Source organism: Microbacterium paraoxydans (assembly GCF_019056515.1).
GTDB lineage: Bacteria > Actinomycetota > Actinomycetes > Actinomycetales > Microbacteriaceae > Microbacterium.
Genome location: NZ_CP064873.1, coordinates 544498 through 557554, shown reverse-complemented (window position 1 = coordinate 557554; position 13057 = coordinate 544498). Strand labels below are relative to the sequence as shown.

Below are 13057 nucleotides of genomic sequence, written 5' to 3'. Positions count from 1 at the left end.
TGGACGTGCGCGCGATTCTTCGTCGCGTTCGATTGCCTCGAGTCGCTGGACTCGCATGGCGCCTCCCCACAGGCACATGCCGAAATATCGGCGGATGATGGATCCCCTCGCGTCCCCCAAAGACGCATCCGCCGTCAGAATAGCGCAGCACTCGCCGCAGCGCTACCCGACCTCAGGACCCGATGGCCGTGCGATCCGCGGTGGGCACCAGGATCTCCGCGAGATGGGCGCACATGATCGCCGTAGTGAACGACGACTCGACCGCCGCGCGGCCGGCGAGCCCCATCCGTGCCGCCTCCGCCGGGTTCGAGAGGAGGGACAGGAGCCGATCGGCCAGCGCCTCGGCGTCTCCCACCGGAGCGAGGTGGCCCGTCACTCCCTCCTCGACGTACTGCGACATCCCCGGCGTGTCCGTGTTCACGACCGGTCGTGCGGTCGCGAGTGCCTCCAGAGTCACCGTCATCCCCGACACGTGAAGATTCGGTCGGGTTGCCGTCGCCACCACTGTCGCTGTCGCGTACAGGTCCCGGAGATCGCGATGGCTCATGCGCTCGACGACACGGACGCCGTCCGGCGCGCCGGTCGCCGATGTCTGCACGACGGCCTCCACGTCGGGGCGCTGCGCCCGGACGATCTCCAGCGCTCGGAAGAGCGTCTGCGGATCACGATCCCTGTCGTTGCCGATGCTCACGATGCGCGGCCGCTCCGGGTAGGGCCGCGGCGGGAAGAAGTCGGCGTCCACTCCGAACGGAACGGCGGTGATGCGTGGCCCTCCGGCCCCGATCACTGCCCGGAGCGGTTCGACCTGTCCCCGGCTCAGCACCCACAGATCGTCCGCGCTCTGCAGCACCTCGATCAGACGCTGCGGAACGTGGCCCCGCTCCACCATGTCGGTCAGCCAGATGACGCCTGACGCGAAGCTCCGCCGAGGACGCCGCACCTGCATCCGAAAGGCGGCGTTCTCGTCCCAGGTGAAGGCGCGGCCGTCGACCGGGCGCGGGCCGAGGCCGACGCGGCTCCGCATTCGCGCCACCCGTCCGGGCGCCGGCAGGTCGAGCACGTCGACGGGCGCGAACGCGCGCAGGCCGTCCAAGCCGTACTGCCAGGCGCTCGGCACCTCACCTGCCGCGTGACGGCGCTCCCACGCGCTCACCGACTGTTCGGCAGGAAAGCCCCAGGCGAGGGATGAGTCCGAGGAAGGTTCTGACGACACCGCCCCAGATTAGCCCCCGCACTCGGCGATCAAGGCTCGGGCATACTGTTCCGATGCACTCCGCCGCGACGTCCCCCTCTCCCTCGCTCCGCATCGCGCTGATCGGCACGCGCGGAATCCCCGCCGCATACGGAGGATTCGAGACGGCCGTCGAAGAGGTCGGGCGGCGGCTCGTCGCCCGGGGACACCGTGTGCTGGTGTACGGGCGGGATGCCGGCACCGCGGGCGACGTACACCTGGGCATGCGGAGGGTGACCCTGCCGGCGGTACGGCACAAAGCGCTCGAGACGCTCAGCCACACCGCGCTGTCGACCGCGCACGCGGTCACCAGGGCCCGTCCCGACGCAGCTTTCGTCTTCAACGCCGCCAACTCGCCGTTCCTCCCGTTGCTGCGCGCCCGGGGCATCCCCGTCGCGCTCCACATGGACGGACTCGAGTGGCGACGCTCGAAGTGGGGGCCCCGTGGAAAGGCCTACTATCGCTGGGCCGAGTCGTTCGGCGTGCGGACGGCCGATGCGATCATCGCCGACGCTCCCGGAATCGCCGAATACTACGATCACCAGTTCGGCGTGGCCAGCGAGATGATCCGCTACGGCGCCCCTCTCCTCGACGACGCACCGGTGGCCGGCATCCGCGCGCTCGGCCTCGAGCCCGGCGAGTACCACCTCGTGGTCGCGCGGTTCGAACCCGAGAACCATGTCCGTGAGATCGTCGAGGGGTACGCCGCGTCTGCGGCCGGGAAGCCCCTCGTGGTCGTGGGCTCCGCCCCCTATGCCGCCGACTACACCGCGGCCATCGACGACCTCGCGGCCGCGGACGACCGAATCCGCCTCCTCGGCGCGGTGTACGACCAAGACCTTCTCGACGCGCTCTACCACCACGCCTTCACCTACCTCCACGGTCATTCCGTCGGGGGGACGAACCCGTCGCTCCTGCGCGCCATGGGAGCCGGCACGGCCGTGATCGCGTACGACGTCGTCTTCAACCGTGAGGTCCTCGACGGCCATGGTTGGTACTTCTCGGACCCGGCCCAGGCGGCCACCGCGATCACCGCCGCCGAGGCCGACGCGGACGGCGTGGCCAGAGCCGGAGCTGCCGCCCGGACCCGCGCCGCCGATGATTTCACGTGGGACGCCGTCGCCGAAGACTACGAGGATCTGGCGCTGCGGATCGCGCGCGGGGAGTCGTTCCACGACTCGGCGAGGCGCGCGCATCGCCGAGCCGAGGAGTGGACCGGCTAACCCGGCTGGCCTGCGGAGGCCGGATCGTCTTCGGCCGCCGGATCGTGGGCGCGGTCGGAAGCGAGCAGGCGCCCACGGTGGCGGTGGATGTAGATGGCGTACGGGATGAGCTGGCAGACGGTCAGCGCGAACGCTACGCCGAGCAGCGGCCCGATGATGCCCAGCAGCGGTGTCAGCACGACCGACAGCACGATGCTCAGCGCCGCCATCGCCAACGTCGGAACGACCTGGAAGCGGATACCCGGTTTGTCCATGATGAACATGCCCAGGGGATAGACGGCGGCCGTCAGCATGATCATGGCGCCGAACGCGAGGATCGTCGAGGGGCGGACCTCCAATTCGCCGCGCGTGATGAAGTCGAACAGCCAGGGACCGATCACCCAGACGAGCGCCGTAGCCATGGCCACAGCACCGCCGAAGAGGAGGGACAGCAGATACGGCCCGCGCGTGAGCTCGCCGCGGTGCCGCCGCCGCGCGAACTGTGGCCAGAGCGCCACCCCTGCGGCCATGACCAACCCGTTGAGCGCGAAGAACACCTGGCCTGCGACACCGTACTCCGCGACGTCGGTCGGCGTGCCGTACTGGGCGAGCACGTACCGCTGCGAGCCGACGGCGATGGGATACGTGACCATCTGCGCCAGCATCGGCCACCCCACGTCCATCACCCGCACGCCGGGCACACGCCGCCATCGGAACAGGACGCGGAGGGCGTCGGGGATGAGAGGCGCGGTCGAACGCGTCACCAGGGTGAACCCGATGACGGCGGTGATCAGGGAGGCGCCGTACGAGGCGAGTGCGAGGAAGGAGTCGAAGGCCCGGCCTCCGACGGTGAGCAGGAGCCAGACGCCGCCGAGCGTGAGGGGGGAGATGAGGCCTTGCACGAGGATGACGAGGTGGTTGCGGCGCTGTCCCAGCAGGATCCGGAACCACACGCCGAGGGTCACCGTGAGGCTGAACAGCGTGATGCACAGGAAGGCGGCGAGGGGAGCCCCGGGGATGGCTCCCGCATCCCCGAACAGCACGCGCCATCCCCCGCTGACGAGCAGCACGGTGTTGATGATCATGAGGCCGGAGGCGAAGAGCAGCAGGATCCGTCCGACCGACGTCACCTGAAGGCGCAGCTTGCGGTCCGTGCGGACGTCTTCGCTGGTCGCCACCGCATTGACCAGCACCGCACCACTGCCGAGGTCCGTGAACGTCAGCAGCGATGGAATCGTGATGAGCAGTGTATAGAGCGCGTAGTGCTCGACGTCGGTCTCGCCCAGGATCATCCTGGTGGTGATCACACCGCAGACGAGGGAGACGACCATGGTGGCCGCGCGGGCGCCGAGCGCCAGGAGCGAGTTCACGGGGCCTCAGCCTCGGGCGCCGCGGCGGCTCAGCCGAGGACGCAGCCCGCGAGGGCGCTCGTCCGTATAGTACGGGCTCTTCGCCGCGCCGCGGATGCCGTTGAGGACGATGCCGAGGACCGGCGTCCGCGTGGACTCGAGCGACGAGAGCGCACGCGCGAGCTCGGTCCCCTTCGTGCGATGGGCGCGAACGACGAACAGGGTGCCGTCGGCCGTGGTCGAGAGCCAGAGAGCGTCACTCACGGAGAGAACCGGCGCGGTGTCGATGATGACGTAGTCGTACTTCTCCCGCGCGTCGTCGACGACCTTGTGCAGCTCTCCACTGGACAGCAGCTGCCCCGGGTTCGGAGGCTGCGCACCGGCCGTGAGGATGTCCAGCCCGGGGCGACCCCACTGCTGCACCGCATCATCCAGCTCGACGTCACCGATCAACACCGTGGTGAGACCCACCGCCCCTTCGAGCTGGGTGTAGCGCGCGGTACTGGGGCGCCGCAGGTCCGCCTCGATGAAGAGGACCGTCCGTCCCCCCTCGGCGAGGGTCAGCGCGAGCCCCAGACCGACGGAAGACTTGCCCTCCTGTGCCGAACACGAGGTCACCAGGATCACCCGTCGGCTCTTGTCGACGTCGACGAATCGCAGGCTCGCGGAGACCTGCCGCATCGCCTCCGCGATGCGTCCGTCGGGCTGCGAGCGAATGACCCGGGCGAGCGTCTGATTGTCCGCGGCCTCGGGGATCTCCCCGAGAACCGCGACGTCGGTGATCTCGCCGAGCGAGCTCGCGCTCACGATACGGGTCGCGAACCGTCGGCGCAGCACGGCGTACACGACACCAAGGAGGAGGCCGCCTGCCGCGCCGAGAGCGACATTGTTGCGGGTGTTGGGCGAGATGGGCACTGTCGGCGTCCGGGCGGGCGAGATGGTCTCGATCCGCACGGCGGGCTTCTCGTCAGCCCCCAGTGGGGAGATGTCCCGAACCGCGACAGCGAGCTCGCTCGCGATGGCGTTCGCGGTCTCCTGCGCGGTCTCGCCGTCGGCGTCGGTGACGCCGATCTCGATGACGACCGTGTTGAGCGGCACGTTGACGTCGACGCGGCGGGCGAGCCGGTTGGGCGTCTCGTTGAGGCCGACCTCCTCGATGACCGGACCGAGCACGGTGGGCGAGACCACGAGAAGCGTGTATGTCTGGACGAGACTCTGGACGTAGTTGGAGCCCTGCAGCAGTTCGCTGGTGCTCTCACCGCGAGTCGGGATCACCATCACCTGGGCTTCCGCCCGGTACTCCGGGTCGACGAGCTGAGAGTACCCGTATGCCGCTCCGCCCCCCAGGAGCGTGAGCACGATGATCACCACCCAGTGACCCCTCAGCGCCTGGAAGTAATCCTGCAGTGTCATGTGTTCCCGTCCCCCTCGGCACGACGCCGTGCGATCTGTGCGCCGGTTCGCAGCACCTCATTATCGCCTATGTTGGAAAGCGGGTCGGCGGTTCCGACTCGGCACCGAGGGGAACACGTGGCACACAGGCTCATCTTCGTCTGCGAGGCGAACATCTGTCGGTCGCCCCTGATGGCACAGGTCCTTCGTGCCAGCGCTGAGGAACAGCTCTGGGACATCACCAGCGCCGGGATCCGCGTGGGCCCCGGGGACCGGCCGATGTGTGAGGCGGCGGTCGAGGTGGCGCGCGCGGTGGGCGCGGGTGCCGGCGCCGACGACCATCGCTCCTCCGCCGTCGACGCCGACCGGATCCGCACCGCCGATCTCATCCTCACGGCAAGCCGAGCGGAACGCTCTTTCATCTCTCAGCTGGTCCCGCAGGCGCGGTCCAAGGCGTTCACCCTGCGCGAGGCCCTCCATCTGGGTGCCGCGGTCTTCGGCGAGGAGAATGCGAGCGCCCTTCTGGATGACGAGCGCGCAGCGGACGGCCTCGCCGCATACGCGGCGGCCTTGCACGGGCGACGCGGGTTCGTCGCCCCACCGAAAACCCGAAGGACCCTCCTCGGTCGTCGGCGCTCGAACCCGTTCGACATCCCGGACGCCCACCACGACGCCGCGCGGGCGCACCGGGCGATGCTGGAGCGCACCGCCCTGGAGGCATCGGCGCTCTACCGACAGGTCTCGGCGTTCCTCGTGCCGCCCACCCCGGATCTCCTCTCCCGCTGAAGGCGGACGGTCAGCGCGGCGCGACCGAGGTCAGGAACTCCGCCGTGGTCCGGCGGTAGGTCGCCGGAGCAAACCTGTGCAGCGCCGACGCGCGGGCGGAGAGCGCGTCGGCCCGCCGCTCCTCCCAGCCGTCCACCACGGACCGCAGTGCCGCGGCGAGCTCCTGGGATTCCCCCGGCGTCGTGAAGGCGACGCTCTGATAGCTGCCGACCGCCTCGCGAAGCCCGGGGATGTCCGATGCGACCACCGGCCGAGCGGCGAGCACGCCCTCGACGGCGGTGTTGCCGAAGGACTCGTCCTGCCGGGAAGGCACGACGAGCACATCGATGCCGGCGAGGAACGGCCAGACGTCGGACTGGAATCCGAGGAACGTCACGCGATCGCCGACGCCGAGCGCCTCCGCACGCTCGCGCAGCTCCCGCTCGTATCCCGCGTTCTCCACGAAGGCGGCACCCACCAGATGGAGATCGGCGTCGACGCCGGCGACGGCGAGCTCGGCCAAGGCCTCGACGGCGAGGTCGGGGCCCTTCCGGTGCGAGAGCCGACCGACGTAACCGATACGGAGGCGGTCCACGTACGGCCGCGGCTCGTCGACCTCGGAGGGGGCGGCCACACCGTTGGGGATAACCGCTGCGCGCCGAGCGAGGGCAGGAAGCGCCGCTTGAACGGTCTGCAACGTGAAGCGGCTGTTCGCGACGACCCGATGCGCCGCGAGATGCGGTGCGTAGAGTGCGAGGTTCACCCAGCGGGACGCGGAGGCCTCCGCCTCGTGGACATGGGTGACGGTCGGTATACGGCTCAGTCGACCCACGAGGGGCCAGGTGGGCAGGACGATGGTGCTCACGTAGATGCTCCGGGGACGCAGCCGCCGGACGATCGCGATGGAGGCAGCGAATCCCTGAACCGCGTCCCGCGCGGACCGCAGCCAGTTCCGGGGCCGCAGGTTCGACTTGCGCAGCACGAACATCGGGGGAAGGAGCACCTGCGCGCCGAGTGCCTGCAGTTCGTCCACGAGAGGGCCACGTCGCGGCAACACGACGACGACCGGCTCCCCTCGCTCCCGCAGCGCTGTCGCGGTCTCGAGGAGCATACGATCGGAGCCGAACAGCTCCCATCCCGGGTGCACGAGGAGATGCGGGGCACGAGAGTCGTGGGTCACACCTCCATTGTGCCCGGACGGAGCCGGGACGCGACCCGGTCCGCCCCGGAGGGCGGACCGGGAGATGCTCACCGGCCGCTGCCGAGCATCACTGTGCCCGTCGCGATGCCCAGCAGACTCGCGACCGCTGACGGGAGCGGCCGGGCGATGGCGGTGTTCGCGGCGATGTCGTCCCTCATGTCCGCGAAGGGTTGGGCAACGGCCGTCTGCGCGTTGCGCCAACCGGGGTTCTTCGCCGCGGCGAGCTGCGCGGGCGTCGAGAACGTCTCGTAGACGTCGCCAGACCCTCCCCAGGTGACCATCGACGGGCCACGAGTGGAGCTGCTGAACAGGTTGCCGTCGATCGTGACATTCCACGTGTTCACCGCGCGCCCCGTCGCCGTGTCGTGGGCGAAGATAGCGCGGGGTCCGCCCGCACCGAACACGTTGTTGCGGATGGTGATGTTGCGCGTGATCCACGTCACGGTCGGATCCACTCCGTCGACACGCGGGTCGCGGCCCACACGATGGGTGGCCTGGCGTCGTTCGTCCTGCATGAGATTGAGATCGTGGCGCGCATTGTTCCCGAGGTCGTTGTTCGTGATCAGTACGTTCTCGGTGTCGAAGATGCGAATCCCTTCGCGGTTGTCGAACGCCTGACTCCGCGCGATGGTGACCTGGGACGACAGTTCCGCGTGGATCCCGATCTCGGTGTTCCCGTTCGACGTCACGTCGAGGATCTTGACGTCGTAGCACGACTCGTCGAACCAGGTCCCGCTGCCCACGTTGCGGCTCGTGTCGACGTTGCTCATCACGATGCCGCGGGTGCGAGTGACCTTGACCCCGCCGGCGACGGGCGAGCCGTTGAACCGCTCGGTGTTGTTGTCGGTGATGAGAGAGTCCGTGAAGGTCGTGCCGTACGCCGTGGTTATAGACATCCCGAGCAGCCCGTTCCTGCGGACGGTCAGATCGTCGATCTTCGCCCGGTCGTTACCCACGAACAGCCCGATCGTCGCGTTGTCCTCGATGACGAGGTCGCGTACCGTGACGCCGACGTTGTGCATACGGACGGTGCCGAGCACGTCGTAGGAGGTTGCGTAGCGCCGGACACCGAAACCCTGCAGCACGGAATTCGCCGACTGTACGTTGAGCGCCTGTCCGAGGTCGCTCGCCCGCACCTCCTTACCGGAAGGGTCGGTCCCGAGGATCAACCGGTCGCGCGCGTCGTCGACGGCGAACGTCCCGGCAACGACCTCAGCGGCCGTGGCGACCTGACGCTGCGGGACACCGTCGATGTAGAGCTGGTCCGGGTGGTTCGCCATCGGGTACGCCGGGTCGACGAACCATCCGGCATTGCCGTTGAGCATGTCGTCGTCGAATTCCGCCGTCCATCCGGCACTGACCCATGCCGACCCCGACTTCGTCCAGTTCGCGACCCGTGTCGAGCCGTCGAACCAGACGGCCTCTCCCGGGTAGGCCTGGATGGTCAACGTCTTGCTGTACGGGACGTCGACGGACTGATGATAGACGCCAGCCCGAAGGACGACCGTGGATCCGGGGCGGGCGGCGTTCACGGCGGCTTGAACGGAACGGTACGGTGCGACCATTGTGCCTGTGGGGCTCTCCGCGGTGCTCCGCGCATCGACGAACAAGGCACCGGCGGGCACCGCGTACTGGGCGGTGCCGACAGGAGCCGCACCGCGTTCGGGGGTCCCGGGCTGCGGCTCGGGCTGCGGCTCCGGTTCCGGCTGCGGTTCCGGCTCCGGCTGCGGTTCCGGCTCCGGTTCGGGCTGCGGCTCCGGCTGCGGCTGCGGTTCGGGCTGCTCGGCACTCAAGGGCGCGTCGGCGACCGTGGCATCCAGCGAGTCGATCCGCAGGTCGACCGGCGCGGTCGCGCTGCTCGATGCATAGGCCCAGACGGCGAAGCCTCCCGCGCCGGAAAGCCGGGCGGCGGAGGAGTCGGTTGTCCGGAGCTGGGGCGCCCCAGGTGAGGAGCCGACCGGCGTGAGGCGCGCTTCGAAGTCGACGGCGTCGGCCCCGGTGACCGTGGCGTCGAACGTGACCCATCCGTCGCCGAGAACGCTCAAGGGAACGGCCACGCTTTTCAGCTCCGTCTCCATACCTCCCCGGGTCCGGATGACGGAGAGCTGCGCCTGCCCCTCGGCGTCGGTCAGCAGTCGGACTCGGTAGGCGGAGCCGTCGGCCTGGACGCGCGTCGTGTAGGCGTAGTAGCCCCGACCACCTGTTGCTTCGAGGCGGAGATCCGCCGAGACGCGGACGTCTCGCGCCCGGACGGCCTGCGGGGTGAGATAGGCGGACTCTCCGGGGTCGAGGGTGAGGGCCGCCGCGCCATCGGCCACACTGGCCACCTCGGCGCGGGACGACCACGACGAGTAGGCGAGGCCGTTGTCGGAAGCCCCCCATCCGGACGGTGCCGCGCGATCGAAGTCATCGCGCAGCAGCACGTCGGCGGAATCGCTGTCGGCGGCCGCCGCGGGGGAAGCACCGAAGAGGCCGGCCACGATCGTCGTGGCCGCGACGACCGACGCCAGGGCGGCCGAGGTTCGTGAAGGGGAGGGTCGGGTGAGGGTCGAGCGACGTCGCGAACGCAACTGAGTCTCCTAGGGGTCTAACCCGCGTACACCGCGCCCCTCCAACCAGCCCCCTCCGGGCGAGATGGTGTGCAGTATCGGTACGCACCGCCTACCCGGACGGGCGACGGCCACGGCACAGTTTACACACGCTCGGACGACGATCGTTGTGTAACCGAGATATTCACGACGGATCCCCGGACAGATCGGTGCCGACCGAACTGCGGATGAAGCGCATCTTCCCGCCGACCTGAGGAATGTGGTCGACGCGCTCGACACGAACGGGGACGAGGCCTCTGGTCGCATGACGCAGCTTCGCCTCCGCGCCGTCGATGCCGGCCTGTACGTCCTGCCCGTCCGCGGGTATGCACCGCAGCGTCACCGCGTAATCCGAGTCCTGGACGATCTCGAACTGACGGATGGACAGGGGCGCGTCGTCGAAGATGTGTCCGAGAGCGCCCGCGATCGTGGTCCCATCCGGCAGGCGCACGGCATCGGAGGAGCGGCCCGAGATCGCGCCCAGGCGAGGAAGCCCCCGCCCGCACGCGCACACCCCTGGTCGATAGCTGCTGATGTCGCCGAGACGATATCGGACGATCGGGAAGACCCGGTTCGTCAGATCCGAGACGATGACCTCTCCTTCCCGTCCCTCGGGCAGGACCCGATCCGCCTCATCGACGATCTCGATGCGTCGCACGTCGGAGAAGACGTGGAGTCCGCTCTGCTCGGCGCACTCACCCGCCATCCAGGGGATCTCGGCCGAGCGGTAGTGGTCGTAGCACGGCGCGCCGAAGGCGTCCTCGATCTCCGCCCTCGTACCAGGGGACAGCGGAGCAGCCGTCACGGCCACGGCCGCCGGCGGAACGACCCGGAGCCCCAGTCGACGCATCCGTCGGACCGTGTCCAGGACGCCGCCGCCATAGCCGATCAGGAAACGGGGCTCCACCCGGTTCCAGCGCTCCACGAACGCTCGCACCGCATCGTCCGTGATCTGGAAGGCGTCGAGCTGCACCCGTCGCGAGGGGAGCCACCCGAGGTCGTGGCGCAGGCGGGCCGCCCCGGTGAGCACGTGGCGCGTCACGATCGCCCGGTCATCCCAGGGTTTCACCCCCCACCAGTCGAACAGGCGCCACTCGAGTGCGCGGGCAGGAAAACGGAGGTCTCGCAGCAGGTGCAGCGGCAGACCCGTACTCCCACCCGTCTTCGAGACGACGCTGGTGCGCGCATCGGCTTCATCCGTGCGAATGCTCTCGAAGTTCTCGCGGAGCATCGTCTTGTCGACGATGGGCAGCGAGGAGAACGACGCGGGGTCGCGCAGATCCTCGGCGGAGAAGCCGTGCGCGGAATACAGCTCGCGGTAGAACGCGCTGTGCTCGAACGCGAAGCGCGCGTGCGCGGCGGACCTCTGGGCGCTCAGCTCGATGGCCTCCTCCGGAGGCAGAGCATCCACGACGAGGAAGTCCCGATAAGCGGCCGTGCTGCTCCGTCCGCCCGCCGCAGTCTTGAGACGGAAAGCCGCTTCTCGCATCATGTCTCCTCCTTCGTGCGGCCACGGGGACGGACGCGGGAGTGCCGAGCTCGAAGCGCCGAACGGTACGCGTGTGCGTGGGCAGCGCCGGCGTCGTCCCACTCGCGCCGAGACAGGTCCGGTCTCTCCGTGGTGATCTGCCGCACCGCGGCCAGGGCGGCACGCAGCCGCTCACCATCCAGCTCGCCGTCGTACATCTGCACCCACTCCGGCCCCACCTCGGCGGCGAGCGCCTCATTGGGCGCATTGCGCGGCACGAGGACTGGCCGATCGAGCGACAGCGCTGCGAGCACGCTCCCAGAGTTGTGCATGAATCGATAGGCCAGCACGACCAGCTCGGAACCCGTGACGAGCTCGACCAGCTCGGCGTCGCTCAGAAACTCCAGACGGAGCGTGACCTGCGGCAGGTCCGCCACACGCTCGCGCAGATCGTCGGCCAGGTCCGCGCTCGACGCCTTCCCGCCGATGACGACACTCATCTCGGGATCGACGGCGACGGCAGCGGCGTAGGCATCGACGAAGCCGGACACTCCCTTGTACCGTCGGACCCCTCCGAACGTTCCCATTCGTCCGCGGATCCGCTCCGCTCGCGGCTGCGGCCGGTACCAATCCCGGTAATGGCCGTGCAGGATGAGCGACTGCGCCGTTCCGGCAGGGAGCGGAGTCGTCTCGTTCAACACGATGCGGTGATCGGCCTGGCGGTCGATCCGTCGCAGCAGCCACAGCCGGGCGGCGTTGTCGTCCGGCAGTTCCAAGTTGTGCACCGTGCGCACGACCGCGATCCGCCGTGACAGGGAATGCCGTAACGAGAGCAGCGCCGTCAGGACGTATTTGCCGACGGAAGAGACGGCCGATCCCCCGTGGAGTTTCACCTCAGGCCAGTGCCAGTGGAACACGTCGTATCGACCGAGAAGGGCCTCGCGCCAGGAGAACCGGAGATGCTCGATGCCTGGCGTCGCAGTGAGCGCCTCATCCAGCATGGTGATGTAGGGATTCGTGGTGACCCGAGGCGCACCGAAGGACTGCATGACGCGGATCGGACGCTGGCCCTCAGACATGGATCGCCAACCCTCGGATCGACCGGTACCAACGCATCGCGGCGAGAAGAAGCATGAGCACGTTGATCACGGCCAGCGCGGTATAGAGGACGACGAAGACCGGCTGCCACCACAGCACCGCGAACACCAGGCAGAGGAAGCCGTAGTCCGTCGGGATGACCGCCAAGGAGTACAACCCACCGGACCGCCAAGCCTCCCGAGGCGTCTCAGCGGGCGCTTGAGGGTGCCGCAGACGGTGCACGCGGCGGAGGAAGTCGGCGGCGATGATCCCGAAGAAGAACACGTTGGCCGAAGCCGCGAACACCAGCGGGACGAGCAGCCAGCCGTCCGGAAGGTCGAAGAACCGGAACCAGCAGACGAGCACCGCGAGATGGATGGTCGCGAGCTTGATCGCATCGAAGAAGTGGTCGAGCCACTCTCCCGCCAACGATCCGGAGCCTGTCAGCCGCGCGAGCTGGCCATCGGCGGAGTCGAGCGCGTAACCGAGGACGAGCAGGACGGATACGAGGATCGAAGACCAGATCTCGGGCGGCAAGGTGGCGATCAGGGCGACACCGGTCAGGGTGAACGCCGCGCTGACCAGTGTGACCTGCGTGGGGGTCATCCCCATCACGTACGCGAGCGCGGCCATCGGCCGACCGAGTGGTCGGTTGATGTAGCGGGAATAGGCCGCCGCCCCTTTGGACGACTTCTGCGCCTGCTGCAGGCGTCCCATCGCCGCTCGGATCTCTGACACGACAACTCCCCCAGGCGACGTCGAATGTAGCCTTCACTATATCCAC

At 68.9% G+C, this 13057-nt stretch carries 10 protein-coding genes; 2 read left to right on the top strand and 8 right to left on the bottom strand.

Annotated features, from left to right (window positions below; all coding sequences use genetic code 11):
• Positions 1 to 172 precede the first annotated feature (172 nt).
• Positions 173 to 1213, bottom strand: a complete 1041-nt coding sequence (locus IZR02_RS02580) for a glycosyltransferase family 4 protein (protein WP_029989670.1) — start codon at positions 1211 to 1213, stop codon at positions 173 to 175.
• Between the two features lie 53 nt (positions 1214 to 1266).
• Between IZR02_RS02580 and IZR02_RS02575 the strand changes: the two genes are divergently transcribed.
• A complete protein-coding gene (locus IZR02_RS02575) occupies positions 1267 to 2454 on the top strand; it encodes a DUF1972 domain-containing protein (protein ID WP_025104612.1) in 1188 nt (395 codons plus the stop codon).
• Here IZR02_RS02575 and IZR02_RS02570 read toward each other — a convergent pair.
• Together IZR02_RS02570 and IZR02_RS02565 are read right to left on the bottom strand one after the other, a co-directional pair.
• The gene (locus IZR02_RS02570) at positions 2451 to 3803 is read right to left on the bottom strand and encodes a lipopolysaccharide biosynthesis protein (RefSeq protein WP_025104613.1); all 1353 of its coding nucleotides are present in this window, start codon (positions 3801 to 3803) and stop codon (positions 2451 to 2453) included. The genes IZR02_RS02575 and IZR02_RS02570 overlap by 4 nt on opposite strands.
• 6 nt (positions 3804 to 3809) lie before the next feature.
• Positions 3810 to 5195 carry a polysaccharide biosynthesis tyrosine autokinase gene (locus tag IZR02_RS02565; protein ID WP_025104614.1) on the bottom strand — a complete coding sequence of 462 codons (1386 nt, stop codon included), beginning with the start codon at positions 5193 to 5195 and terminating at the stop codon, positions 3810 to 3812.
• 69 nt (positions 5196 to 5264) lie between these two features.
• Between IZR02_RS02565 and IZR02_RS02560 the strand changes: the two genes are divergently transcribed.
• Complete coding sequence (locus IZR02_RS02560; RefSeq protein ID WP_082758483.1) at positions 5265 to 5960, top strand: hypothetical protein; 696 nt, start codon at positions 5265 to 5267, stop codon at positions 5958 to 5960.
• Positions 5961 to 5970: 10 nt separating this feature from the next.
• Here the strand turns inward: IZR02_RS02560 and IZR02_RS02555 are convergent, their stop codons facing one another.
• From IZR02_RS02555 to IZR02_RS02535, 5 genes are all read right to left on the bottom strand, one after another.
• A complete protein-coding gene (locus IZR02_RS02555) occupies positions 5971 to 7119 on the bottom strand; it encodes a glycosyltransferase (protein ID WP_025104616.1) in 1149 nt (382 codons plus the stop codon).
• A 68-nt stretch (positions 7120 to 7187) separates the two neighbouring features.
• The gene (locus tag IZR02_RS02550; protein WP_025104617.1) at positions 7188 to 9710 is read right to left on the bottom strand and encodes a right-handed parallel beta-helix repeat-containing protein; all 2523 of its coding nucleotides are present in this window, start codon (positions 9708 to 9710) and stop codon (positions 7188 to 7190) included.
• 163 nt (positions 9711 to 9873) lie between these two features.
• Positions 9874 to 11220, bottom strand: a complete 1347-nt coding sequence (locus IZR02_RS02545; protein WP_102208731.1) for a phenylacetate--CoA ligase family protein — start codon at positions 11218 to 11220, stop codon at positions 9874 to 9876.
• On the bottom strand, positions 11217 to 12275 hold the full coding sequence (locus tag IZR02_RS02540) for a hypothetical protein (RefSeq protein ID WP_025104619.1): 1059 nt from the start codon (positions 12273 to 12275) through the stop codon (positions 11217 to 11219). The genes IZR02_RS02545 and IZR02_RS02540 overlap by 4 nt, the downstream gene beginning before the upstream one ends.
• Entirely contained in the window at positions 12268 to 13011 is a 744-nt protein-coding gene (locus tag IZR02_RS02535) for a CDP-alcohol phosphatidyltransferase family protein (RefSeq protein WP_029989676.1), read from the bottom strand. The genes IZR02_RS02540 and IZR02_RS02535 overlap by 8 nt, the downstream gene beginning before the upstream one ends.
• Between the last annotated feature and the right edge of the window lie 46 nt (positions 13012 to 13057).

Bases quoted from the DNA above. Each gene is read 5' to 3' on its own strand.
- IZR02_RS02540 (WP_025104619.1), bottom strand. From the start codon at position 12,275: ATGTCTGAGGGCCAGCGTCCGATCCGCGTCATGCAGTCCTTCGGTGCG.
- IZR02_RS02560 (WP_082758483.1), top strand. From the start codon at position 5,265: ATGTTGGAAAGCGGGTCGGCGGTTCCGACTCGGCACCGAGGGGAACAC.
- IZR02_RS02565 (WP_025104614.1), bottom strand. From the start codon at position 5,195: ATGACACTGCAGGATTACTTCCAGGCGCTGAGGGGTCACTGGGTGGTG.
- IZR02_RS02575 (WP_025104612.1), top strand. From the start codon at position 1,267: ATGCACTCCGCCGCGACGTCCCCCTCTCCCTCGCTCCGCATCGCGCTG.
- IZR02_RS02545 (WP_102208731.1), bottom strand. From the start codon at position 11,220: ATGATGCGAGAAGCGGCTTTCCGTCTCAAGACTGCGGCGGGCGGACGG.